19 protein-coding genes are annotated in these 26,284 nt (G+C 52.2%); 14 read left to right on the forward strand and 5 right to left on the reverse strand.

Annotated features, from left to right (window positions below; translation table 11 throughout):
• Positions 1–152: 152 nt before the first annotated feature.
• Positions 153–2,540 (forward strand): ABC transporter ATP-binding protein/permease, encoded by a 2,388-nt coding sequence (locus B9T62_RS02095; RefSeq protein WP_087913752.1) that lies wholly within the window; start codon positions 153–155, stop codon positions 2,538–2,540.
• A 269-nt stretch (positions 2,541–2,809) separates the two neighbouring features.
• Positions 2,810–7,423: a LamG-like jellyroll fold domain-containing protein gene (locus B9T62_RS41155; RefSeq protein ID WP_087913753.1), complete on the forward strand. Its 4,614-nt coding sequence runs from the start codon at positions 2,810–2,812 to the stop codon at positions 7,421–7,423.
• 156 nt (positions 7,424–7,579) lie between these two features.
• Here B9T62_RS41155 and B9T62_RS02105 read toward each other — a convergent pair whose 3' ends face one another.
• The gene (locus B9T62_RS02105; protein ID WP_087913754.1) at positions 7,580–8,455 is read right to left on the reverse strand and encodes an aldose 1-epimerase family protein; all 876 of its coding nucleotides are present in this window, start codon (positions 8,453–8,455) and stop codon (positions 7,580–7,582) included.
• A gap of 265 nt (positions 8,456–8,720) precedes the next feature.
• Between B9T62_RS02105 and B9T62_RS02110 the strand changes: the two genes are divergently transcribed.
• The 11 genes from B9T62_RS02110 to B9T62_RS02160 all read left to right on the forward strand — a co-directional run bounded on the left by B9T62_RS02110 (position 8,721) and on the right by B9T62_RS02160 (position 21,279).
• Entirely contained in the window at positions 8,721–8,957 is a 237-nt protein-coding gene (locus B9T62_RS02110; protein ID WP_087913755.1) for a hypothetical protein, read from the forward strand.
• A 1,013-nt stretch (positions 8,958–9,970) separates the two neighbouring features.
• The gene (locus B9T62_RS02115; protein WP_245864308.1) at positions 9,971–11,299 is read left to right on the forward strand and encodes an ABC transporter substrate-binding protein; all 1,329 of its coding nucleotides are present in this window, start codon (positions 9,971–9,973) and stop codon (positions 11,297–11,299) included.
• A gap of 67 nt (positions 11,300–11,366) precedes the next feature.
• Positions 11,367–12,248: a carbohydrate ABC transporter permease gene (locus B9T62_RS02120; protein ID WP_087913756.1), complete on the forward strand. Its 882-nt coding sequence runs from the start codon at positions 11,367–11,369 to the stop codon at positions 12,246–12,248.
• Positions 12,245–13,093, forward strand: coding sequence for a carbohydrate ABC transporter permease (locus B9T62_RS02125; protein ID WP_245864309.1), 849 nt, complete (start codon positions 12,245–12,247; stop codon positions 13,091–13,093). Before B9T62_RS02120 ends, B9T62_RS02125 begins: the two co-directional genes overlap by 4 nt.
• Before the next feature lie 15 nt (positions 13,094–13,108).
• Positions 13,109–14,812, forward strand: a complete 1,704-nt coding sequence (locus B9T62_RS02130) for a protein O-GlcNAcase (protein ID WP_087913757.1) — start codon at positions 13,109–13,111, stop codon at positions 14,810–14,812.
• 8 nt (positions 14,813–14,820) lie between these two features.
• Entirely contained in the window at positions 14,821–16,362 is a 1,542-nt protein-coding gene (locus B9T62_RS02135) for a DUF4127 family protein (RefSeq protein ID WP_425436634.1), read from the forward strand.
• Between the two features lie 31 nt (positions 16,363–16,393).
• Positions 16,394–17,113 carry an N-acetylmannosamine-6-phosphate 2-epimerase gene (locus tag B9T62_RS02140; protein ID WP_087920097.1) on the forward strand — a complete coding sequence of 240 codons (720 nt, stop codon included), beginning with the start codon at positions 16,394–16,396 and terminating at the stop codon, positions 17,111–17,113.
• A complete protein-coding gene (locus B9T62_RS02145; RefSeq protein ID WP_087913758.1) occupies positions 17,091–17,918 on the forward strand; it encodes a MurR/RpiR family transcriptional regulator in 828 nt (275 codons plus the stop codon). Before B9T62_RS02140 ends, B9T62_RS02145 begins: the two co-directional genes overlap by 23 nt.
• 137 nt (positions 17,919–18,055) lie before the next feature.
• Positions 18,056–18,979 (forward strand): ROK family protein, encoded by a 924-nt coding sequence (locus B9T62_RS02150; RefSeq protein ID WP_245864310.1) that lies wholly within the window; start codon positions 18,056–18,058, stop codon positions 18,977–18,979.
• Between the two features lie 39 nt (positions 18,980–19,018).
• Positions 19,019–20,605: an FAD-dependent oxidoreductase gene (locus tag B9T62_RS02155; protein WP_087913759.1), complete on the forward strand. Its 1,587-nt coding sequence runs from the start codon at positions 19,019–19,021 to the stop codon at positions 20,603–20,605.
• Between the two features lie 227 nt (positions 20,606–20,832).
• The gene (locus tag B9T62_RS02160; protein ID WP_087913760.1) at positions 20,833–21,279 is read left to right on the forward strand and encodes a hypothetical protein; all 447 of its coding nucleotides are present in this window, start codon (positions 20,833–20,835) and stop codon (positions 21,277–21,279) included.
• 161 nt (positions 21,280–21,440) lie between these two features.
• Here the strand turns inward: B9T62_RS02160 and B9T62_RS02165 are convergent, their stop codons facing one another.
• From B9T62_RS02165 to B9T62_RS02175, 3 genes are read right to left on the reverse strand one after another with little or no spacing between them, the layout of a single operon-like run.
• Positions 21,441–22,232, reverse strand: coding sequence for an ABC transporter permease (locus tag B9T62_RS02165; RefSeq protein ID WP_087913761.1), 792 nt, complete (start codon positions 22,230–22,232; stop codon positions 21,441–21,443).
• Positions 22,233–22,240: 8 nt separating this feature from the next.
• Positions 22,241–23,071 carry an ABC transporter permease gene (locus tag B9T62_RS02170; RefSeq protein WP_169834313.1) on the reverse strand — a complete coding sequence of 277 codons (831 nt, stop codon included), beginning with the start codon at positions 23,069–23,071 and terminating at the stop codon, positions 22,241–22,243.
• 56 nt (positions 23,072–23,127) lie between these two features.
• Entirely contained in the window at positions 23,128–23,943 is an 816-nt protein-coding gene (locus B9T62_RS02175) for an ABC transporter ATP-binding protein (protein WP_245864311.1), read from the reverse strand.
• Positions 23,944–24,371: 428 nt separating this feature from the next.
• Between B9T62_RS02175 and B9T62_RS02180 the strand changes: the two genes are divergently transcribed.
• Positions 24,372–25,019 (forward strand): TetR/AcrR family transcriptional regulator, encoded by a 648-nt coding sequence (locus B9T62_RS02180; RefSeq protein ID WP_087913764.1) that lies wholly within the window; start codon positions 24,372–24,374, stop codon positions 25,017–25,019.
• A gap of 24 nt (positions 25,020–25,043) precedes the next feature.
• Here the strand turns inward: B9T62_RS02180 and B9T62_RS02185 are convergent, their stop codons facing one another.
• Positions 25,044–26,240 (reverse strand): MFS transporter, encoded by a 1,197-nt coding sequence (locus B9T62_RS02185; protein WP_087913765.1) that lies wholly within the window; start codon positions 26,238–26,240, stop codon positions 25,044–25,046.
• Positions 26,241–26,284 lie beyond the last annotated feature (44 nt).

Genomic DNA, 26,284 nt, shown 5'->3' on the forward strand with positions numbered 1-26,284 from the left:
TCCACAAAACATTCGTATTATTGATTATTTCCAGTATAGCTTATCAAGATCAATTCAATCTAAACAGTCTCCGTTTAGGTTCAGTTTACATTGGGGAGATATACTGGGAGCAGCAAGTAGAGAGACAAGGATGGAAAGGGGAACATGCTTACATGCTGCAATTAAAAAATATTACAAAGAGCTATAAGACCGGGGAGTTCACACAGGTCGCACTCAACAAGGTGAACCTGAATTTCAGGGAAAGTGAATTCGTAGCGGTTCTTGGACAAAGCGGATCAGGCAAAACAACACTGCTGAATATCATCGGAGGTCTGGATCAATATGACAGCGGAGAGCTGATCATCAACGGCCAATCGACAGAGCATTTCAAAGACGGTGAATGGGATGCCTACCGGAATAATAGTGTGGGATTCATTTTTCAGAGCTATAATCTAATCTCGCATCTGAGCATTACGGATAATGTGGAGATGGGAATGACACTCAGTGGGGTAGCCTCTGCCGAGAAACACCGCAAGGCGCTTGAGGTGCTGGAGAAGGTTGGACTGAAGGAGCATGTCCACAAGAAGCCAAACCAGCTGTCCGGCGGACAGATGCAGCGGGTAGCGATAGCCCGTGCCCTGGCGAACAATCCGGACATTATCCTTGCGGATGAACCAACAGGCGCGCTGGATTCGGAAACCAGTGAACAGATCATGGAGCTGATCAAGTCAATAGCGGAAGACAAGCTGGTCATTATGGTTACCCATAACCCGGAGCTGGCAGAGAGTTATGCCGACCGTGTGATCCGGTTCTCGGACGGGCATGCCATATCCGACAGCAACCCGCTGGCCACTCAGAAGGCCTCCAGCAACTATAAGCTCAAAGAGACCAGCATGAGCTTCTTCACGGCCCTTAAATTATCCGGCAAGAATATCTCGACCAAGAAATGGAGAACGGGCTTGACCGCTTTTGCCTCAAGTATTGGAATCATTGGCATTGCCTTAATTCTGTCGTTGTCCAATGGATTCGATAAACAGATCAGCTCTTATGAAGCCGGGGCGCTCTCCAACTTCCCGATCTCGATTAATCAAACCGCGATGAGTGTGGATATTTCGGAGCATGCTGCGCTGGAGGATACCAAGCCGCCTGCTTATCCTGCGGACAAGAAGCTTTATCCGTATGACCCAAGCGAAAATTCCATTCTGCATACCAATGTATTAACCAAGGAATATATGGAGTATCTGGACAAAATTGATCCTAAACTCATTGACGGAATCTCCTATACCCGCACCGTGAATATGAATATGCTCCTCTCCGATGGGGAAAAGGCGACAACGCTGGATAAAGGCAACCTTAGCGTTACGCCTTATCCAAGCAAGCAGGGTGATGGTTCGGGAAGTTACCTGGAGCAATATTATGATCTGCTGGATGGAAGCTTCCCTTCCGAGAAGACGGATGTCGTGCTTATCGTGGATGAATATAACCGTCTGACCGATGCGGCAACTGCGGCTCTGGGGCTGGACTACAACGTAGACAGTATTGATTTCAGTGAAGTGGTCGGTAAAGAACTGAAGCTGATCATGAACAATGACTATTACCGTAAGAATGGCGAGCAGTTTGTTGTTAATGGTACAGCCTCGAACCTAATGGAGTTGTATAACAACGACAAGGCCGTAACTCTCAATATCGTAGGCGTGCTGCGCGGCCAGGAAGATTCAAGAATGTCCACGCTGCCTGCGGGGCTGGCCTTCTCTGATGAACTGGCGACTTCCTTCATTGAAGATGCGAAGAAGTCGGAGATTGTATTGGCCCAGCAGGAGGCAGATATTAATGTGCTGACGGGTCAGGTCCTATCAGAAGCTGTATCAGGCAGTGGTGCAGCCGGTATGGACGCAGGCGGAATGCCGCCGATGATGGCTCCAGGCATGGGCGCTGCGGGAGGTATGGCAGGGTCCCTGACCAAAGAGAACGTGCTTGCTTCTTTGGGAGCCACAGAAATCCCGACGTCTGTCTCGCTGTACCCGATTGATTTTGGAACCAAGGAATCGATTACGGCCTATCTGGACAAGTGGAATGCGGATCGGGATACCAAAGATCAGGTGATGTACACCGATCTGGCTGCCATCGTCACCAACATTTCGGGCAGTATTATGGACGGAATCACAATGGTGCTGATTGCTTTTGCCGCGATTTCACTTATAGTTTCCTTGATTATGATTGCAATTATTACCTATATCTCTGTTATGGAACGCACCAAGGAGATCGGTGTGCTGCGTGCCTTAGGAGCCAGAAAGAAGGATATTACACGGGTATTTAACGCCGAGACCTTTATCATCGGTGCTTGCTCGGGTATTCTGGGGATTGGCATCACTTATCTGCTGACGATCCCGGTCAACGCGATTCTCTACAATCTGACTGAGCTGTCGAATGTAGCCCAGCTGAATCCCCTGCATGCCCTGAGTCTGGGTATTATCAGTGTGGTGCTTACGTTGATCGGCGGGTTCATTCCGGCCAAGATGGCAGCGAAGAAAGACCCGGTTACTGCACTGCGTAGTGAGTAATGGGGCCTTACAGACCAGTCTAACTGATCGATTAGTATAATACGTATATTGCTTTATAACTTAAGGATGTTCCGGCAGCCAGATGATGGCGGTCGGGACATCCTTATTGACGTTTTGATTTAATATCGTTACAATAATGGCAACACGAAGGTTCATAATAGAATGAACTGTTTTATGTTTTTATGAAATAAAAGCTGCTGAATTTCTATTTTTTTAGTTCTTAATGTAAGCGTTATTATAACTGGAGGAATGGGAGGCGAAGATAACAAATGAAACAACCGAACAAATTTCTGGCTGCTATACTTAGCGTTGGATTACTGATGCCTGGGCCAATCATGTCAGCTGCAGGGAGCACAGGCAGCACTGAGGAAGTTGATTTCAGAGGTCACTGGGCGGAGCAGGATTTCCGGAAATGGGTAGACAAGGGACTAATCAAGGGGGATGGAGCGGGGGGTTATAAACCGGATCAATCGATCACCCGCGCGGAATTCATGGCACTTTGCAACCGGTTGTTCAACTTCGAAGCCCTGAGCGGTAGGGAATTCACCGATGTTCCCGCAAGCAGCAAGAATTATCAAGATGTGCAGAAAGCGGTGGCAGCAGGCTATATTCAGGGCTACAGCGACGGGAGGATATCCCCGGAGCAGGCGGTCAGCCGCCAGGAAGCTGCCGTCGTATTCAGCCGGTTGTTTCACCTGGACCCTTCTGCCAGGAACAGCAGCAAGCTGAAGGATGTGCCGGGGTTGCCGGACTGGAGCCGACAAGCGGTAGATACCCTGGTGTCTAGTGGATATGTAAACGGTTACGAAGATGGTTCTTTCCAAGCTTACAGACCTATTACCAGAGCAGAGGTGGTGCGGCTTATGAATCGTCTTTCCGGGGAGATTGTAAACCAGCCGGGCACTTATACGATGGCTGAAGCGGGAAATGTGATCATCAACCGGCAGAATGTAGTGCTTGAGAATACCCGTATTGCCGGTAATCTGTACCTCACGGAAGGCATTGGCGAAGGAGAAGTGGTGCTGAACAATGTGAAGGTAGAAGGCACAATTGTAGCAAACGGAGGTGGCGCAAACAGCATAATCCTTAATAATACTGAGGCTGCCAAGCTGAGGGTAGCTAAGAAAAATGGCAAGCTGCGTGTGCTGGCAAAGGGCAGCAGCCGCATCCCCCTGACTGAGCTGTATTCCGGAGGCAAGCTGGAGGAGGATGTCTCCTTGACAGGAGCGGGCTTTAGCCGGGTGGTTGTGAACGAGACTCTGCCCCAAGATGCGGCGGTTACGCTGAGCGGTACTTTTGATCAAGTTGATGTAAAAGCCAGGAATGAAACCCGGATACACCTGGCGGCAGGCAGCATTGGCCAGATGACCTTGCACCACAAGACAGTGCTTCAAGTGGATCAGAATGCGGAGATCCGGGAGCTTCTTGTGGAGGGCGATGAACGCATAGTGGTTACAGGCTCAGGCAAGGTGACCTTTGATCCGCAGTACGCGTCACGGATTGACCGGGAATCGGCAGCGCCGGCGGCAAGCGCAGTTGCTGTGGCATCATCGGCACCTGGCGGAGGTTATATAGCGGACCCATCCACTGGTGGGGCAACCGCCCCGGCAGCGACCCCGACTCCGACTCCGGCAGCAACACCGTTGCCCACAGGGGAGCCAACCCCGGTACCAACCTCCGTACCAACGGCGGTTCCGGCAGCAACACCGCCGGTATTTACCAACGTGTCGGTGCATGACCCTTCTATTATCAAGGAGGGGGATACTTACTATGTGTTCGGCTCCCATCTGGGAGCTGCCAAATCGAAGGATCTCATGAACTGGACCCTAATTGATTCCGGGGTTACGCCAAGCAACAAGCTGTTCAAAAGCGAAACCAGCGATGTGACGGTTGAATTGGCCGAGGCACTGGATTGGGCCAAGACGGATACGCTGTGGGCTGCCGATGTAATTCAGCTGGCGGACGGCAAATATTACATGTACTACAATGCCTGCGAAGGCAGCCAGCCGTTGTCGGCGATGGGAATTGCCGTAGCAGACGATATGGAAGGCCCTTACAAGGATTTGGGTATATTCCTGAAGTCCGGGGCTACGGGATATGATGCAACGGTGTTGCCGAATGTGGTCGACCCGGATGTTTTTTTCGATAAAGACGGTAAGCTGTGGATGGTATATGGCTCTTATTCCGGGGGCATATTCATTCTGGAAATGGACCCGGTGACAGGCTTCCCGCTTGAGGGCCAGGGAAATGGCAAACATCTGCTGGGCCAGAATCACAGCCGGATTGAAGCGCCTATGGTGAACTACGATCCGGTCACGGGCTACTACTATTTATATGTAACCTTTGGCGGTCTGGATGCCGTAGGGGGATACAATATGCGTGTAGCCCGCTCGCTGAATCCTGATGGGCCATATGTAGATTACGAAGGTCAGGATATGATTAACGCGCATGGTCCGGCAGGTTCGTTTTTTGATGACGCAGCGATTGAGCCTTATGGTGTGAAGCTGTTCGGAAACTTCCTGTTCAGCAATCTGAATGCGGAGGTCGATTTCCCGACTTATGGCTATGTGTCGGCAGGGCATAATTCCGTGTACTACGAACCAGAGAGCGGCAAGACCTTCAATGTCTTCCACAGCCGTTTTCCGTTCCGCGGCGAAGCGCATGAGGTGAGGGTGCATCAGATGCTCATGAATGAGGACGGCTGGCCGGTGGCAGCGCCGCATCGTTATGCCGGCGAGAGTGCTGCAGCTGTAACGGAGCCGGAGATCGCCGGTTCTTATCAGTTCATTAATCATGGCAAGGATATTACCGCCGAGATCAAGCCTGCTGTAGAGGTCGCTTTGCTGGCAGATGGTACGGTTGCCGGTGCGGTAACCGGAACCTGGGAGCTGAAGGACGATTATTATGCTGATCTGTATCTCAATGAAACTGTCGATGGCCACAATGTTCAGAGTGCCTACAAGGGTGTATTCCTCCGCCAGTGGGATTCCACCAGACAGACCCATGTCATGACGTTCAGCGCTTTGTCTAATAAGGGAGTCGCAGTCTGGGGCAGCCAGATCGAATCGCTGAGCAACCAGCAATTGGTGACGAATGCCGCCTATCAACTCAGCCTGGGAGATACCAGCCGTGTATATGATGATCTCATCCTGCCCTCAACGTCTGTGCGCGGGGCAGCGATCACCTGGACCTCAGCGAATGAAGCCGTGGTCACGGCAGCAGGTAAGGTGATCCGTCCAGAAGCGGGCAGCGGAGACGGTATGGCTGAACTGAAGGCAGAGGTTACGCTGGCAGGGGCATCCGCAACCAAGGTGTTCCAGGTTACTGTAGTACAGCAAGCCGGAAATGCGCTGGAGGATGGGTTGGTGGCTGCTTTTGATTTTGAAGGCAATCTGCAGGAAGCGGCAAGCCGGACCTCGGCTGGGATAACAACCGGAAATCTGCTGAACACTGCCGGAGGAACGATAACTTACGGCGAAGGAATGAACGGTCAAGCCGCTGTCTTCAACGGAGACTCAGGGGTGCGGCTTCCAGACGGACTTATTGCAGGCAACACGTATACGGTGTCGATGTGGCTGAATCCGCAGCAATTAACGGCGCATACAACCGCCTTCTTCGGGGCAGCGTCGCAGAACAACTGGATCAGCCTGCTGCCTGCGGGGACTGCCTCAGCGGCGGAATCCATGCTCTGGTTCGGCAGCAATGCTTGGTATAGCGCAGGTATGGGCAGCCAGATCAAGACCAATCAATGGAATCATCTGGCATTCACCTATGACAAGGGAGCGGTGAAGGGCTACCTGAATGGAGTGCTTCAGTATGAAGGCACTGGCTTCACTGATGTGTTCAATGGATCAGAGGGTGTGTTTAGCCTTGGGGTTAATTATTGGGATGCAGCTTATAAGGGCAAGATCGATGCCTTGCGAATCTATGAGCGGGCTCTCTCGCCCGAGAGCATTGGATGGCTGGTGAGCGGAGAGCCTGACCCGGATGTGAAGGTCAGCGAGATTTCTTATGACACGTCGGAGCAGGAAATTAGTGTAGGAGACACGTATACTGCGGCGGTTCGCGTCCTGCCTGGCAACGCAGGGAATAAGGCGCTGATCTGGAGCTCCAGTAATCCTTCCATTGCCAAGGTGGACGGCGCAACCGGAGAAGTCACCGGCGTATCGCTGGGCACAGCGGTGATTACGGCAACGGCGGCGGATGGCGGTGGCGTGTCGGCAAACTACAGCGTTAAGGTGACAGATGGTCTTGTGGCGCATTATGCTTTTGACGGGAATCTGGCAGATAAGCTGGGCAGAGAGGGCGAAGGCACCGTGACCGGCAGCAGACTGGATGCCGTCACCGTCGGAACCATTACCTATAGTGACGGGATTGCCGGCCAAGCTGCTGTATTTGACGGAGCCTCCGGCATCCGCCTGCCGGACGGCCTGCTCGATAGCGGAGTATATTCTGTGTCGATGTGGCTGAATCCGGCGGAACTGACGGCTTATACGCCTGCCTTCTTCGGGGCGGCAACGCTGGACAGCTGGATCAGCTTCCTGCCGATCGGCGGCACGAAGCACACGATGCTCTGGTCAGGCACAGCCTGGTACGATGCAGCCACGAAGCTGACGCTGCAGACTGGACAATGGGCACATGTTGCATTTACAGTCAATCATGGAGCAGTGAACGTATATGTAAATGGCAAGCTGGGGTATTCCGGCAGCCAATTCCCGGATATTTTCCAAGATAAGAAGGCGGTCTTCGGCCTGGGTGTTAACTATTGGGATACTCCATATAAGGGTATGATGGATGAACTGAAGATCTACAGTATGGCGCTTACAGGAGAACAGATTGAGGCGGATTATAGCTTGGGATTGCTGGAAGGGCCGGGTCTATGACAGCGGGGGCAGGCGTACTGTCTGATAGACACTTCGCCCTCTCACCATCCTGAGACGTGCGTAGTTAAGCAAGAAGGCCACAGTCACCGCCCGGTGCTGTGGCCTTCTTGCTTATGCATGCTCTAGTGGTAAACAATTCAGATTTGAAGACACTTCCTAGTTAATCTCTATCGTCAGCGAACTGTTGAACTGTGCTCCCGGTGCCAGCGTGATGATGCCGGCTTTATCCTGAATGGCCCCTGTGAAATTCTCTTCATCCGCTACACCATGCCATGGCTCGATGCAGACGAACGGGGCATCCTTCGGCTGCCAAATGCCAAGATCAGGGAATCCCTCGTAGGAAACTAATACACTAGCGTCGGAAAGTTTGCTTCTTAAAGCGATCTGGCGAGAAGCCACAACCTTGAAGATTAGCGCTCCCTCATAGAACATTTCATGAGACAACGGCAGCACCTGCTCTTCTGTGAGCACAGGTTCTGTTCTGCCATTGATCAGCAGACCGGAGTCATTCAGGAACAACCGCTCCAAGGTTTCCGGCTCGCCAAACTCCAGATAATAATCCTCTATACCCCCTTGTCCATTCAGAGGACAGTTGAAGGCCGGGTGTGTTCCAAGCTGGAAGAGAATCTCCTGTTGATCGATATTGTCCACCCTATAGCCAATCTCCAGCCGGTTGCCACTCAGTGTATAGGTGAGGTAGAGATTGAACTGGAACGGATAGCTGGCCAGCGTGTTCTCATTATAAGACAGCAGGAAGACTGCGGTAGTGTCGCTTGCCTCTACAAGGGTGAATTCGCTGCGTCTGGCGAAGCCGTGATTGCCCAGCTTATACGTATGTTCCCCAATTTTGATTTCCCCGTTGCGGACTGCACCGATAATCGGGAACAGCACTGGCGAACGTCCGGTCCAATAGGCGGCATCCCCGCTCCACATATATTCCACCCCGGTATCCTGTCGGCTGAAGCTGATCAGCTCTGCTCCAAGTGTGCTAATCACGGCCTCGGCCGATTCACTGCGTAACGTTGTGTTCATTTCGTTAGCCTCCTTATACTACTTTAACTATACCTAATATGTTGGTACAATAATAATACTATTTTCATAAAAAAATCATCATAGGATGTGAGGAAGTCACGCTATTTTTTAATTTGAATGATATAAGAGATATCTGCGGTGAAACTTTTTACAGGCGGGGCAAATCTTATTACGAAGCTCAATTCCTTCACATGAAAAAACAGCATCTAAAACTTCCTATCAGCAGGCAGACCAACTGATTTCTTTCTTCAAGGAGCCCCTTGTGGTGGAGGAGACAGTTAATGACGGACTGGTTATTAATCATAAGGAACAGCTGCAGTTTGAATTCATTTTGAAAGTTAATAAATCTGCGTACAATCACAGCTTTACTCTTGAACTAAAGGTTGGGGTCAAACGGCTCTATGTTGTATCCAAAATCTCGAATTTTCTAGAGCATTTGGAGCAGGGCAAGCCGCTATATTTCACCAAGCAATTTACCTTTGACCCGTTAAACCAAGAGTAGGAGTGCCTGAACCTACCTCTCTTAGAGGACGGTAAAGGGAAACAAGGAGCGCCGAAAGGGCAAGTGGGACAGAACCATTAATTTAGTTGCGAAATCGCATCTAATTAATGGTTTTTCTCCGTTTTGAAGGAAATAGATGCAAAAAGGCATCTAATTTCGTCCTTTGAGCGTTAGAGTACAGATTTACTAGAAATTAGTTGCAGATTTGGTTACTACTTAGGTCCCCTACCCTCTTCGCTCGTAACCCTCGCTTCGATTTCAGACGGTTGCGGACTCAGGAGCCTCTATTTGCTGTAAATAGGCTGTTTTGCAGGATTAACGGACCCAAGAGCCTCTATACCACAGTACAACCTTGGGTTAGGTCTTGTTTTGACGACTTAGGGGCTATACGGTCCGTAAGACGTCAAAAGATCACAGATAGGAGGAAATAGGGGCTATACGGTCCGCTAGAATACAAGTTACCTAGTTCAAGGGCTTGGAGTCTCGCGGGGTCCTAAGTAGTAACCACTTTCGCATCTATTTGCTCTGAACTGAACGTTCCACACAAACTTCCAATCCACGTCAGGCCTAGTCTCCTCACACCTAGTTATAGAAACCGAAACGATTCTAACCCTCTGTTCACAACCTAAACTCGGACATAACATACCAGATTATTTCAGCTGAAAAAGAGGCTTATAAGCAAAATCAGCGGTTGACTATAAGTGTGAACAGAGCGGAGGGCCCTGCGGGATTCTGGAGAAACGATAGGTTACCATCAGGAAATCGGGCTTTAACAGCGATCGTAAGAACCCTCCGAACTCGCAGCGGACTTCTTTCACAAGCAGTCAACCCGCTGATTTTAAAATTTAGCCGAAAAAAGAAAAATTATTTCTTTTTTTATTTTATTTCAGGAAAAATACTTCATTATTAATCCATAATCTGCTATACTCCAGGTGAAAGAGATAGCAATGAGTCAGAAAACATGACATCAATGCGTATTCTCTTCTTACACCAATACTGAGGGGGAATGTTGTGTGAGAAACAAGAAAAAGGGCTTTACGGTATCATTCTTGCTGGTAATGATGATGTCTACGCTGCTTGCCGCCTGTGGAGGAAATGGAAATACGGCCAATACGCCGAATGCGGGGGCCACTGGGGAGCCTGGAACCGAAGCCACAACTTCACCCAACGCGGAACCGGTCTCGCTGGAGTTCTGGACCATTGCGCTTCAACCGACGTTCAACGATTATTTCAATGATCTGATCGCCAAGTATGAGAGCAGTCATCCAGGTGTAACTGTGGAGTGGAAGGATTACCCTTACGATGCGATCTCCCAGCGTCTGCTGACCAGTACAGCCAGTGGCAAGAGTCCTGATGTCGTGAATCTTAACACCGAATTCGCCAGTCAATTGGGAAGTAAGGGTGCGCTGCTGGATCTGAGCGAGCATCTGAGTGATGAAGAAGCGAAGAGTTACTTCGAAGGGATTTATAATTCTACTGTTTTTGATGGAAAAGCCTACGCGCTTCCCTGGTACACCGGTACCGAAGTGCTGTTCATGAATAAAAAGCTGGTGGAAGAAGCGGGTCTTGACCCGGCGAATCCACCGCAGACCCGTGAGGAACTGGTCGAGTGGGCCCGCCAGGTTCATGAGAAGACCGGAGCCGCCGGCTATGCGCAGCAGCTGGTCTCCAAGCTGTTCCCGATCGACGGGATTTCGATCCTGAACGAGGACAAGACGGCGGCGGCCTTCAATACGCCGGAAGCCGAAGCGATGATCTCCCAGCTGCGTGACCTGATGGAGGAGGGCGTTGTGCTGAAGGAGGATGCGGATTTCAGCAAGCAGATCCAGTATTTCTCCGGTGAGCAGGTAGCCTTCCAGCTGGCCGGTCCGACATTCATCAATTTCATCAAGACTTCCGCACCGGATGTCTACAAGAATACGATTGCTGTACCGCTGCCGACAGGCAAGGCGAATCTGCGGCTGTCCAACTCCATGGACCTGGTCGTGCCGCAGAAGTCCAAGAATCCGGAGCAGGCTGTAGAATTTGCTGCTTATATTACCAATGCCGAGAACCAGACGGCCTTCTCCAAGGTCGCCAACACGCTGCCTTCCAGCAAAGCTTCCATTGATGATCCGTTCTTCACCGAATCGGACGGCTCACTCGAAGCCGAAGCCAAGGTAGCCTCCTCGCAGAGTCTCGATAAAGCCACCGATTACATGGTCGGTGTACCAAGTGCGGCGGATATCAACTCTGCACTGGCCCGGGGACTGCAGGAGATTCTGATGAACGGGAAGGATATCAAGGCGACGCTGGATGCCGTGGAGAAAGAGGTCAACAACATTCTGAGTCAGGGATCTTAAGCTACGCGGAGCAGAATGGGGAGGGGAACCCTCCCCTCTATTCTTGCAAGAGAGGGAGGCGTAGGATGTGAAGAAGGCGATGCGATCGGAGTCTTTTACCGCTTGGGCGTTTATGGCGCCGGGATTATTGTTTCTGGCGGTTTTTACCTTTTGGCCGATTATTTATGGAATACCGCTCTCATTAACCGATTATTCTGTGATTACCGAAACCAATTATGTGGGTCTATCGAATTTCACCCGGGCCTTTCAGGATCATAACTTTATGATTTCACTATGGAACTCACTGGTGTATGTGCTGGTCGTGCCGGTGATTCAGATTGTGTCGATCTTAATGGCGATTCTGGTCAACAGCCGGATTCCGGGCGTCAAAATGTTCCGGGCCGCTTATTATATCCCGGTGGTTACCTCCATGGTCGCGGTGGCGCTGATCTGGAGCTGGCTGCTGGGCAATAACGGGGTTGTGAATTATCTGCTGATGCAGGCGGGAATTATTAGTGAACAGGTGTCCTGGCTCTCTACGAGCAGCACCGCGCTGTACGTCCTGATGTTCATTACGATGTGGAAGGGTCTCGGCTATTACATGATGCTCTATCTCGCGGGACTGCAGGGCATTCCGGCAGATCTGTATGAAGCCGCCCGGGTGGATGGGGCAGGTCCGCTGAAGCTGATTGTTCATGTGACGATTCCGCTGCTGCGGCCGCATATTCTGTTCTGCACCTTGATCTCGGTGATGGGGGCGATTCGCGTCTTCGACGAGGTGTATATTCTGACCAAGGGCGGACCGGGTACATCTACGCTGACCTCCAGTGTCTATATTTTTCAAAAAGGGCTGGAGCAATTCAACTTCGGTTATGCCTCGGCGCTGGGCCTGATCGTCAGTGTGCTGGTGGGTGCGCTTAGCGTGCTGGTATTCCGGCTCAACCGGAAAGGCGGGGTGAATTCCTATTGAATCTGACCAGTGTATCCACTAAACGAATCCAAAAAGTCACACGTTACCTGATCACCTACATTCTGCTGATCCTGCTCGCCCTGTTTATGATGGGGCCGTTCCTGTGGCTGCTCAGCGTATCGCTGATGCCGGGACGGAATGTGTTCGCGAGCCCGCCGGCGATTCTGCCTACCTTCATTGATTTCGACAACTATGTGCAGGTGTGGCAGTTCATGGAGTTCCCGCGTTATATCTCGAATACGGTGATTATCACGCTGCTAGGCGTAGTCTTCAATATTGTATTGTCTTGTCTGACGGCCTATCCGCTGGCGACCTTCCGGTTCAAGGGCCGGAATCTGGTCTTCACACTGCTGATCTCGACCATGATTATTCCGTCGGCAACGGCGATGATTGTCCATTATCTGACCATTCAGGCGTTCCATCTGGGCAATTCCTACCTGGGTGTGGTGCTGCCGGCTGCGGTATCGGTGTTCAACATCTTCCTGATGCGCCAGACCTTTCTCGGCGTGCCGATGGATATTCGCGATTCCGGCAAAATGGACGGAGCTTCCGAATTCCGGATCTTTATCCAGCTTGTCATGCCGCTGGTCAAGCCGGGCATTGCCGTTATTGGGCTGCTTGAAGTGATGGCCTTCTGGAACAATTTCCTCTGGCCGATTGTGGTGCTGGATGATCCGCAGAAATATCCGCTGGCGGCAGCACTAACCTATCTGAACGGGCAATTCTCCTATAACTTCGGCTGGATTGCCGCAGGAACCATGATTTCGGTGCTGCCGATTATCATCGTGTTTCTGTTCACACAGCGATATTATATGGAAGGCATTGCAGGTGCGATCAAAGGGTAGAAGGAGGGAGAACGCATGGGAATTGCGCTCAGCCATTGCCAGTATCTGTTTAGAGATTATTATGATCAAGGCGAGGTGCTTGTGCTGGACGGTGCGCAGCTGCGCTGTGAGCTGTCCTCGCGGTATGCGATGAATCAGGATGTGGAAGGGCTGCTGGACGAAGGCGGCAGCCTAGTCATGCTGAAGCCGCGCGGACCGGGCGTTGCAGCGGATGAGCAGGGCAATGCCCGGTTGGAGCTGGATTACGATGGCTCGCTCGCTGCAGATGGTTACCGGCTCGTGATCGGCAAGGACGCCAAGATTGTTATTGCCGCGTCGGGCAGACGGGGGCTTAAATATGGAATAGATGCGCTACAATGCTTGCTGACGGTGGAGGACGGGCAATGCAGGCTGCCGGTGGTGACGGTGGAGGATGAGCCTTCTTTTGCGGTGCGGGGTATTATTGAAGGGTTCTACGGCACGCCCTGGAGCTTCGATGACCGTATGGATGCCGTGAGGTATATGGCAGATCACCGCATGAATGCCTTCATGTATGCGCCGAAGGATGATCCGTATCACCGGGAGCTGTGGCGTGAGCCGTATCCGGACGAAATATTCGCCGGTATTCAGGAGCTGAAGCAGGAATGCGACAAGCAGCTGGTGGATTTCTACTATTGTATTAGCCCGGGCAATGATCTGGAGTTCCGCAGCGCGGATGACTTCGCGCGGCTGGAGGAGAAGCTGGCGGCGATGATCGCGATTGGGGTAAGGCATTTTGCGCTGCTGATGGATGATATTGATTATGTGCTGAAGGGTGACAACAAGCATTTCCTCGAACGCTCAGGTGTGGCCCATGCTTATGTGACGAACAAGGTATATGAATATCTGGCAGGGCAGCTGTCGAACTTTACGCTGGCGATGTGCCCATCGGAGTATTGGTCCTATTGGAACACGGAGTACAAGAAGGATATGCAGGAGAAGCTTCATCCCGAGGTGAACGTATTCTGGACCGGATATTTCGTCTTCGCCCCGGAAATCGGCCGCAAGCATGCAGAGGACAACCACAAATATTATGGACATAACCTGTGGCTGTGGGACAATATTCCGGTGAATGACTGTGACCGGGACCGCTTGTTCCTCGATCCGGTGCGGGGACGGTATTCCAGACTGGGTCAGCTTGGGCATACCGCTGTGGTCGCCAATCCGATGAATCAGTGGGAATGCTCCAAAATCACCCTGACTACGATGGCCCATTATATGTGGAACAGTGAGCGCTACATGCCAGAGCTGTCCTGGGACCTCGCGGTCCGTGAATTTGCCGGGGAGGCTGCTGAAGAGATGATGTTCTTCTGCCGCCAGAACCTGAACAGCCGGCTCTACTCGGGAGGCTATGAGGAGTTGAAGCAAGCGCTGGAGCAGCGCGATCTGCCGCAGCTCGATGACTATTTCCTCCGGCTGGAACAGGCGGCGCAGCGCCTTGGCCGGATGGATAACGCCAAGTTTATAAGCGAAGCAGCACCCTGGCTGCGCCGGGCCGAAGCGGATGCCGCGTTATGGCGGGCGATCCGCAGACAGCTGGCTGAGCCGCAGCTGCCGGAAGCGCAGGAGGAAGTGCGTGAATGCGCTGCGCTCTGCCATAGCCTCGCGGTCCGTCTGGGCAGTGATCCGGCTATGCGGGCAGCTGAAGCGCTGGGCATAGAATTGCCTGAACCACCGATTGCTGAAGAGAAGAAAGGATGATGGCCTCCATGTCTACACCGTATCAGATCACATTTATGCCGCTGGATGAACGGCCTTGCAATTACGAGTTCCCTTATTTGCTGGCCCAGGGAACGGACTTCACCGTGAAACGTCCCCCTATGGAGATGATGGGACTGAAGAAACGTCCGGGGGATGTGGAGCAGCTATGGACCTGGTTCGAAGAGAGCTGTGCAGGAGCGGACGGTGCGGTGGTTGCGCTGGATACCCTGCTGTACGGCGGAATTATTCCTTCGCGGCTGCATGAGCTGGAGCTGGATGAGCTGTCGGCCAGGCTGGCCAGACTGCGCGGCATCAAACAGCGTTACCCGCAGCTGACCCTGTACGCGTTCCAGCTGATTATGCGTTGTCCGCAGTATTCCTTGTCCGATGAGGAGCCGGATTATTATGCCGATTGGGGCCGGGAGATCTTCCGCAAAGGGTTCATTGGGCACCGCCTGGAGCTGGGAATCGCTACAGACGAGGAGATCCGTGAGCTGGCCGATATTGACAACCGGCTTCCCGCAGCAGTGCTGGAGGATTATCTGGGCCGGCGGGCCGTAAATATTGAAGCGAATAAGCAGGTGTTGGCGCTGGTGGAGGAAGGCATTATCGAGTTCATGATTGTACCGCAGGATGACTCGGCCCCTTATGGCCATACCGCCAAGGACCAGGAAAAGGTGCGTTCAACTATTACCGCACTTGATCTGGAGCTAGACGTCTATATGTATCCAGGGGCGGACGAAGTGGGCTGTATCCTGCTCGCGAGGATGATGAACAAAGCCCGGGAGCAGATGCCGCTGATCTATCCCCGCTTATCCGCTGTGCAGGGGGCTTATGTTACGCCGCTGTTCGAGGACCGCTTCTTCTATGAGACGCTGAAATACCAGATTCTGGCGGCAGGCGGTCTGATCGCCTCCAGTGCCGCCGAAGCGGATCTGATCCTGCTGGTCAATACACCGGGAGAGACAATGATGGAGGCGGTGTCACAGCAGCACCCTTTTCACAGCTATGATGTATACCGGAATCTGATGGAGCTGGTAGAATACGGGGATTACATGTTACATTGCAAGAGTAAGCCGGTCGCTGTAGCGGATGTCGGGTACGCCAATGGAGGCGACCAGAAGCTGGTCAAGATGCTGCGGAGCAAAGAGATGCTCTTCGAGCTTGCCGGCTATGCCGGCTGGAACACCAGCTCGAACTCACTCGGAACGGTGATCTCGCAAGCGATGATCTTCCTGCTCTACGGCAGCACGCAGGAGCATCTGGATTTCCTGGCCCTGCGGTATGCGGAGGATGTCTGCTACTGCTCGGTGGTGAGGGGTGAACTCAGCAATGGCCCGGTGCAGGAGATGGGGTACGGCAAATATTTGCTGGACGGACCCCGCGGCGAGGTTGCGTCCCGTGTGGAAGAACGGCTGCGCCAGGAGCTTGCCGTACGGATTGACAGTTCAGCGGGAAGCGTTGAGATTACGGATTGTTACATGCCGTGGAACCGGATGTTCGAGGTGGGGCTGTCCGTCAGATTTAAGCCATCGCGTGAGCTGAGATAGAGAGTAGAATACAAGAGAGAGGGTGGGGAAGCTGACTACAAGTAGCATTGTGGAGAAATTGCATCTGGGGCTGATAGTCTCCTGCCAGGCACTGGCAGATGAACCGCTGCACGGAGCCGATATCATGGCGCGGATGGCCAGAGCTGCGGAAGAAGGCGGCGCAGTGGGCATACGGGCGAATGGCGCAGCCGATGTGCGGGCGATCAAGCAGACCGTGTCACTGCCGGTTATCGGAATAGTGAAGCGGGATTATTCTGATTCTGCTGTATATATCACCCCGACATTACGAGAGATAGATGAGCTGCTGGAGGCCGGGGCGGATATGATTGCCTTCGATGCGACACGCCAGACCCGGCCAGGCGGCTGTACGCTGGAACAAATCACCACGTATCTGAACCGGAGCGTAAGGGCTTCGATGGCGGATATTTCAATCCTGGAGGAGGCTGTATATGCCGAGTCGCTGGGGGTCAGCTGTGTCTCGACTACCCTTGCCGGTTATACGCCGTATTCCCTGCAGCAGGAAGGGCCGAATCTGGAGCTGCTGCGGATGGCGACGGAACGCCTGAGTATTCCGGTGATTGCCGAAGGCCGAATTCATGAGCCCTCCCAGGTTGAAGCAGCGCTGGGTCTTGGGGCATACGCAGTCGTAGTAGGTTCTGCGATTACAAGACCGCAGCTCATCACCCAGCGTTTTGCGGCAGTGACGAGAAAAGTGAGGATGAGTAGCAATGGAAATGACCGACCGAATTAACACGTACTATCCTTCCATGACCAAATCGGAGCAAAAGGTAGCTCAGTGTGTGCTGGAGCACCCGGATAATCTGATCTATCTCTCTGTAACCGAGCTGGCCGATTTCGCCGGTACGGGGGAGACCACGGTCATGCGGTTCTGCCGCAAGATCGGCTTCAAGGGATATCAGGATTTCAAGCTGATGCTGGCCCAGGGACTGCCTAAAGGGCAGAACCTGCCGGAAGGCGCGGAAGGGGAAGGCGATTACGCCTCCCATCTGTATGGCTCGATGGTGAGCGTGCTCCAGTCCACCCTCGGGATGCTGGACCGGGAACAGCTGGAGCAGGCGGTGCAGTGTATTGATTCTGCGCGCCATGTGCAGTTCTTCGGAGTGGGCTCATCAGGTATAACCGCGCTGGATGCCAAGAACCGCTTCCTGCGTATCGGACGGCGGGTAGAGGCGATTGCGGACAGCCATATCCAGTCGATGATGGCGGTGACGATGGGCGAAGGGGATGTCGCTTTTGGCATCAGTGTCTCTGGCAGTACGCTGGATACGAATGATATGCTGATGAAGGCCAAGCAGAACGGGGCCAAGGTGATTGCCATGACCAATTATGCCAAGTCTCCGATTGCCTCGATTGCCGATATCGTGCTGCTGACCGCCGGGAAGGAATCTCCACTCGAAGGCGGCTCCATAGGCGCAAAGATCTCCCAGTTGTTCATTATCGACCTGCTCTGCCAGGAGCTGGAACGCCTTCATGCTGAGGAAACCAAGAAAATGAAGGAACTGACGGCAAGGGCGGTTATTGACCGTATTTATTGAAATAAGGTATATGTTTCACGCGATAGCTTAGCCTTCTATTTCTCGCTGAAACGGTACCGTCCTATAACAGGACGGCAAAGCCGTTTCCACTTGAGTTTTTTTATAGGTGGAGGGCAGATCGGTGGAGGACAGACAGATTGGAGGAGGAACGGGTGCGGCAGGTTATTGGTGTAGATATCGGTGGAACGGGGATCAAAGGGCTGGTGGTTGACGAAGCCGGAACGGTTCTCGCAGAAGCCGCGCGGGATACGGATGCCCGGCTCGGGCGGGAGGCCATTCTTGGCAAGCTGCGCGAGCTGGTGGACGAACTGCGGGCAGGCGGCACGTCCGCAGAAGCCGTAGGCATTGCCACGGCGGGAAGAGTGAATGTCAATACCGGTGAAGTGGTCTATGCCACTGACAATTTGCCCGGATGGCAAGGGATGCAGCTTACAGAATGGGCAGCGGCGGAGTTGGGATTGCCTGCCGCTGCCGACAACGATGCGAACGCCGCGCTGCTCGGCGAAGCATGGCTCGGCGTCGGGCGAGGGAAGCGGGATCAAGTGATGCTGACCCTGGGCACCGGAGTAGGCGGGGCGAATATGGCGCAAGGACTGCTGAGCCGGGGCGCGACCTGGAGTGCCGGTGAATGGGGGCACAGTGTGCTTGTTCCCGGCGGGCGGCCTTGCAATTGTGGCAGACAGGGCTGTGTGGAGCAATACATCTCTGGCAGCGCGCTTGTGCGGCTGGCACATGAAATGACAGGCAGAACCTACAATCATGGCCGGGAACTTATGGCCGATGCAGGCAAGGGAGAGACGGCTGCGGTGCAGGTTTTGGAGCGCTACACCTCCGATTTGGCGCGGGTACTTGCCAATATTGGCGTGCAGCTTGACCCCGAGCTGATTATTATCGGCGGCGGGGTTATTCATGACCGGGCCATTTGGTGGCCCATGCTGACCGCTAAGCTGCAAGGCGAGGCAGGGCTTGACGAGCGGATTGCTGCTGCCGAGCTGGGCAACCGCGCAGGCTGCTTCGGAGCGGCGAAGCTGGCGTTAACCTGGCTGCAGCAGCAGAGATAAGCAGGTGAATACGGCTTAGGGAGAAGGAGGACTTACAGCATGGCAGTTGAGCAGGAGAAGATTAGTGACGTGATTATTATCGGCGGTGGGCTGGGCGGAACCGCCGCAGCGCTGGCCGCAGCCAAGGCAGGAATGCGTGTCATCCTGACTGAGGAAACGGACTGGCTGGGGGGACAGCTGACCTCGCAGGCGGTTCCGCCGGATGAGCACCGCTGGATTGAACAGTCGGGCAGCACCGCATCCTACCGCGAGTTTCGCAGTAGAGTGAGAGATTACTACAAACGTAACTATCCGCTTACGGAAAAAGCGCGTAATAATCCCATCCTGAACCCAGGCAATGGCTGGGTCAGCCGACTGGCGCATGAACCGAAGGTAGCGCTGGCTGTTCTGCACGAGATGCTTGCTCCGTATGTGAACACAGGCAGAATTGAAGTTCTCTATCATACGCTTCCTGTTGATGCAGATACCGAGGATGATCTGGTAACAGGGGTAACGGTACAGCATCTGCCGAGTGGAGCGCTCACAAGACTGCGGGGAGCGTATTATCTGGACGCCACGGAATGCGGCGATCTGCTTCCGCTGGCCCGAGTGGAGCATGTCAGCGGTGCGGAGTCCCGGCAGGAGACGGGCGAGCCGCATGCATTAGATGAGGCGGACCCGCTCGATATGCAGTCGATTACCCATGTGGCAGCTGTAGATTATGTAGCGGATGGTGATTTTACGATCCCCCGCCCTCGGGATTACGACTACTGGCGGCAGTATGTGCCTTCGTTCTCACAGTACCCGATCCTTAGCTGGTTCGCTTCGGATGCGGACGATACCAGCAAGCTGAAGCAATTCACCATGTTCCCGAACAACCAGGGGGTTGTCTCCCTGTGGGATTACCGGCGTATCGTCGATCCGGCGATCTGGGCAGAGCCGCTGAATGACGGTGAGGTAACCCTGCTCAATTGGGCGCTGAACGATTATTATGCCGGACCGCTGATCGGCGTCCCGCTGGAGGAACGGGAGCGGCATTTGGAAGGCGCCAGGCAACTGACCCTGTCGCTGGTGTATTGGCTGCAGACCGAAGCCCCGCGTCTGGATGGCGGACAAGGTTATCCCGGAGTAAGGCTGCGCGGCGATGTGCTTGGCACCGAGGATGGCCTGGCGAAGGCTCCCTATATCCGGGAATCCCGGCGCATTCGCGGACTATATACGGTGGCTGAGCAGGATGTGAGCAAGGAGCTGCGCGGAGAGCACGGACCGAAGCGATACGAGGACAGTGTGGGCGTAGGCAGCTACCATCTCGATCTTCACCCCACCACCGTAAGCCAGCGGACCTTCTATATTCCCAATCATCCGTACGAGATCCCATTGGGCTCACTGATTCCCGTGCGGGTCAAGAACCTGCTGCCAGCCTGCAAAAATATCTCCATGACCCAGATTGCCAACGGCTGCTACCGGCTCCACCCGACGGAATGGAATATCGGGGAAGCTGCGGGTACCCTCGCTGCCTATGCCGTTACTCAGCAGCTGGAACCCGCTGCGGTTAGAGCTTCCGCAGATCATCTGCGTGCCTACCAGGAGCAGTTGATCCGCTCTGGAGTGCAACTGCACTGGACGGATGAGGAGCTGGGGGAGTAGTGAATAGATGCGCAAGTGGTTACTACTTAGGTCCAACGAAGAATTATAGGCGTAATGGTGACGACAAGAAACAAGTGACAAGTGCAAGTGACTAATTACCCGCAATTCAAATCAACAAGGACGTTATTCTGGCAGCTGGCCGGGATCACGTCCTTGTTCTGTTGTGCTAAGTATAATAGACTGGAAAATAAGCAGGGCATCACAACTTTTTAGAGAAATGAGGGTGAATGGTGAGCTTTCTGGACAAATTCAAGGCCGGTGTAGCCGAGGCCGGGAACAAGGCTAAAGTTGTTGTTGAGATTAACCGCTTGAAGCTGCAGAACAACAGCAAGCAGAATGAGATCAAACGGGAATATCAGGCGATGGGCAAGCTGCTGTTCGAAGCCGCTGTCTCTGGGGCAGAACCTCTGCCGAAAGTGCAATATGAGAAGCACGTGAGCCGCATTCTTAGACTGAAAGAGGAGATAAACGCCAATCTGTGGACTATCTCCGAGCTAAGCAATGCCAAATATATTGACGCCGTGGAAGCTGCCACAGATGTTACTCCGGCAGACCTAACCCTACCCATTAAGGCTTTGCCCGATTCCGCAGGAACGGTTGCCCTACCCGCGAATCCCGCACCACAGAATACGGCTCCATCGCCGGAAATCATAATCAAGAAGGAGCAGTCCTGATAGGGACTGCTCCAGAGTGGAGAGTTCACACCATGTACTGTGTGACTCTTTATAAGGAAGGATTAGTGTCACCTAATCCATGATCCTTCTCTTTCCCGCAGAAACGGTTGCTATCCTCTCAAGGATTAGCAACCGTATTCAATTCCAATCCCCTATTCAAGTCAACTTCCTGTGCTCTTGTAATGCCTGACGCCAAAACGCCACACCAACAGTGAACAGCCTAAGAACGCGGTTCCGGCGGGAAGGGACAGGTACCCCAGCCACTGCGGGTATCCCCAGCCGCAAACCGTGGCCGCAGGGTAGAAGCTGATAAAGAGCATCGGCAGCACAAAGCTGAACATGGACTTCAGCGCCCTTGGCATATAGGGCTCGGGGCAACGGGTGATCTGGTAGCTGGCATTGGTCAGGAGAAAGATCCAGTCCAGGCCTTTGATAGTAAAGAACGCCAGCCCCGAGGTAAGCACGAATACTCCGCAGTACATAATGCAGCCTCCCGCCAGCGCCATGGCTAGAATAGCGATCTTCCCGGGAGTAAGCGAAACGCCGAGCTCTGAGAGTGCCCAGCCTATCGCGCAGATTCCCGTGATTGGCCGGACCAGTCGGTGCAGATGAAATCTTGAGGCGGCCACTTGCACAAACAGGGAGCGGGGGCGGAGCAGCAGCCTGTCGAAATCACCGGAGCGCAGCATTTGCCACGGGAAATAATCAAAGCCACGGCACAGGCTCTCCGCCAGTCCAAAGGAAGCAACCGCAAGTGCATAGACCAGAATGATATGTGCAACCGTCCATTCTCCAATATTGCCGAAGCGGGAGAAGAGCAGAATAGTCGCAATAGGGTCCGAGATGACCACGACAAACACCTGGATCAGCATCAGCCACCAGCCTTTGTATTCCATGCCTGACAAGAGATGCATCCGCAAGTATTTGAAATAGATTTTGCCTTCAGCAATCATAGTTTCGTTCAGCCTCCCTGCACGATAATGCTCTTCAGTTTATGGTTCATGATGGACCGTCCGGCAGCGATAAACGCCGCGCTCCACAGGATCTGCAGACCAATGCTTGGCAGGGCGAGTGAAGGCGTAAGAGTGCCTACGTATAATTGCAGCGGAATATCTGCAAATCCTCCAAACGGCTGGAGATAGAGAAAGGTCTGCATAGAGTCGGGCCAGAGCCGGAGCGGAAGGTAGGTGCCAGATAGTATGCCGCTTAGCAGCAACAGCATATAGGTCGGCCCGTCACCCCATGTGATGTTCAAGCGTATGGCAGTAACGAGCATAGCGAACGCGGAACACAGTACAAAAGCCATCACGACTGACAGAAGGAAGCAGACAAATCCAAGGGCGGAAGCTGGAGCGCCGAGCGCATAACCAGCAGGCATCAGCAGTCCAGCGCCAATGGTCGCCAGGCTGCGGAGCCAGGAGGTTCCAAGCTTGCCCGCCGAGCTTTTGACGAACCAATGTGTGTACAGATTCAGCGGGCGGCACAGCTCCACGGCAACATCGCCGTTGTTGATTTTGCCCATAATCTCGCTGTCTATGCTCATCGTCTGCAGCACAAACAGCCCTTGGGCCAGCCACACATAGGATAGGGTTTGGGCTAGAGTAAGTCCGTTGTTATTCCAGGCGCCGTTGTCGCTGTATGTATAAAATACGGTGAACAGGATGCATTCCAGCAATCCCCAGAATACACTGACGAACACACCGGATATGGCGGATACGCGATATTGCAGTCCTTCAGCCATACGTATGCGAAAAAGGGAGCTGCAGGCCTTGCAGGTAGCACTAAAGTTCATTTCACACCTCCTGGATGTATGGAGCGCAGCGGCCGGGTGGCCCATTCTCTGCTTGCTTAAGTAAGCGACAAGTCATTATACATAGCGGCAATCATGGCATCTGTATTCACCTTCATAATCACCTCAGGCGCATATTTCTCCTGCAAACCGTCAAGCCGTCCGTCATACAGCAGCTGTCCATGCCCGATGACCATTACGCGCTCGCAGAGCGCTTCAATATCGTCCATATCATGGGTGGTCAGCACCATGGTTACTCCGTACTGACGGTTCTCCTCTTTCAGGAAGCTGCGCAGCGCAAGCTTGGAGACCGCATCGAGGCCGATGGTCGGTTCATCCAGAAAGAGGATGGAAGGCCGATGCAGGAGGGCGGCTACAAGCTCGCAGCGCATCCGTTGTCCCAGTGACAGCTGTCTGACGGGTGTTTTTAGAAGCGCTTCCACGCCTAGGGTTGCCGTCAGTTCAGTGAGCCTTGTCTTGTAATCCCCAAGGGGGATGGCATATATATCCCTCAGCACGTCAAAAGAATCGGCCACCGGCACATCCCACCACAATTGGGAGCGCTGCCCGAAGACAACACCGATTCTCGACACATGCTCCACACGGTTTTTCCACGGTACCTTGCCCATAATGGTACATTCCCCGCTGTCCGGTGTTAGGATGCCGCTCATCACCTTGACCGTGGTGGATTTGCCAGCACCATTAGGGCCGATATAGCCCACCAGTTCGCCTTCGGCAATCTTAAAACCAATGCCGCCCAGCGCTTCCACATGCGTCACATTGCGCATAAAGGCTCCCTTAAGCAGCCCCCATTTTCCTTCAGGCCGTTTGTACACCTTAAAGGTTTTTCGAATATCTTTGAGTATAATTTGCATCTGTAACCCCTCCTTCGTGCAGAAGATCATACCATTACCTGGAAAAGAGATAAAATGGCACTCTACCTTCTGTTGCTTCTTTGGCACTGCCTGGGAGGGGAGATCACATATATTTACTCCGTTTTTCATAAAAATCCTTGCTATCTTGACATTTCCGTGCTATATTAATTTTATAGTTAACGCAAGCAAATAGGGATTATTTTTATATATGTATCTCATAATTATATGTTGATTCCAGTGAATATTTCACTGGCATTTTTGCGTTTATAGACATATTACAAATGACCGGCATATACACTTGTAGGTCGCCATTCTGGCGGCTTTTTTTGTTGTACGACTGAAGTTGCTATTTGCATACTGCTGTATTATCCTTTAAATGATTTACTCTGAGTGAATGGTTAACTACTGAGAGAGAAGAGGAGACCTTAATGGCTACTACATGGCACCAAGAGGTACGAAATCGAAATCGGGAAGAGTTTATTCATGCTGGACAAAAGATCATGATCGAGAATAATTTCACAAATGTGGGACCTAAAGAAATTTGCGCTCAAGCCAATCTAAGCAAGGTTACCTTCTATAAGTGCTTTAACTCGATGCATGAGCTTATATTTGCGATTCAGCAAAAAGTATTTGGGGAAATTACGGATTTCATTGAAAATTACCCTTCCTCAAGAAGCAATGGATTAGAAAGTGTTGCAGGGTATCTGGATGCCTGGATCGTATTCCTGAAGACAACTCCGGGTCATCTTAAATATATCGGTTTCTTTGATCATACTTACCGTGAGAATTACCCCAACGAGGAATTACAGGAGTCTTATCTTGAATTGGTCAAAGAAGGAATGTTAGGGAAAGTGTTGCGAAATTTCATAGCTCAAGGAATTCAGGATGGATCTATACGATCCGAGGTTAGTCTGGAACAGACCAGTTCCTTCATCATTGAGATGATCATAAGTCTAATGCAGCGTTTGGCGTTTCGTGGAAAACTTTTGGAGGAAGAGCAAGGTGTGGATATCGAAGAGCTTACGAAGACGTCCAAGGAGTTTGTTCTCTATTATTTGGAGAATAAATATCGTTAATCATTTTCAATTCAGATAGGTTTCTTACCGTGTAACGCTCCGTTTTAATTTTTGTTGTTGTTGAAAGGTGAGGCCTACAGCAGCCAAGAGAATAACAGCTCCAAATATGTAAGGTAAATGGATGTGATAATCAAATAAGATGCCAGCCAGAATGGGACCAATAATACTCCCCAAGCTGGTATAGGTTGTGTTAAGACCTGATGCATATCCTTGACGATCCTCTGCGGCATTCGCGATCAATGTACTCACCGTCGGTCTGATGAAGGCGTTAAATGCAAAAAATAAAGTGGATACAACCAGAAGGTACACTAAATTAACTTGAAAAAGCATTAACAGAAGGGTAACAGAAGTCATTACCAATGAAATGCGTATGAGCTTTATCTCACCGACATATTTGATCATTTGGTCTAATAACCATACTTGTACGATAATGCCTACAATCGCTCCCAAAGTAATAATTATGGATATCTGACTAGCAGTATAGCCATACTTCTGTTTGACAAACAGGGCATACACCGTTTCATAATTTATCAAACCAAAAGTGATTACGAAAATTAGAATCAAATAGTGGAAATACGGAGTCTGGAATGAGCTTACTATTTGCCGACTGAATGATTTTCTCTCAATCACCTTGTTTTTCAAGTGTAACAATTCACGAGTTCGAGTCTCCGGTAAGAACAGAGTAAGAACGGTAGCGAGCAACCCCAACCCAGCTGCGAAAAAGTAGGGAACACGAATGCCAAATTCGCTAATGATACCCCCAAGCCCCGGTCCCAGAACCATGCCTAGATTCATGGAAGCGCTAAGATAGCCCATTCCTTTTGCACGAGTCTCCATAGTTGTCATGTCAGCAACGTAAGCCATAACTGAAGGGACCATCAATCCAAGGCCCATCCCCCCGATGAAACGCGCTACATATAAGGATGGCAGGGTAGTTGATACTGCGAACATATAATCAGACAGCACGGTTAGAAACAGCCCGGACATAATCATCTTCTTGCGTCCCAGCTTGTCTGATAGCTGTCCACCTATCGGAGAAAAAAGAAATTGTGCTGCTCCGAAAGCAGCAACAAGGTAGCCTGCAACGGTGCCGCCTGCATCAAACTGCTTCAGATAATCTGGCAGAATGGGAATCACCATACCCTGACCAAGCAACGCGATAAACAGATTAAGCATAAGAATAAAAAGCGGGAATTTCGCTGCAGATGATAATCGACTCATGTAACTAATCTCCTTATGATGTTTACTATTAGTAAACATTTACT

The organism is Paenibacillus donghaensis (genome assembly GCF_002192415.1).
Lineage (GTDB): Bacteria > Bacillota > Bacilli > Paenibacillales > Paenibacillaceae > Paenibacillus_AQ > Paenibacillus_AQ donghaensis.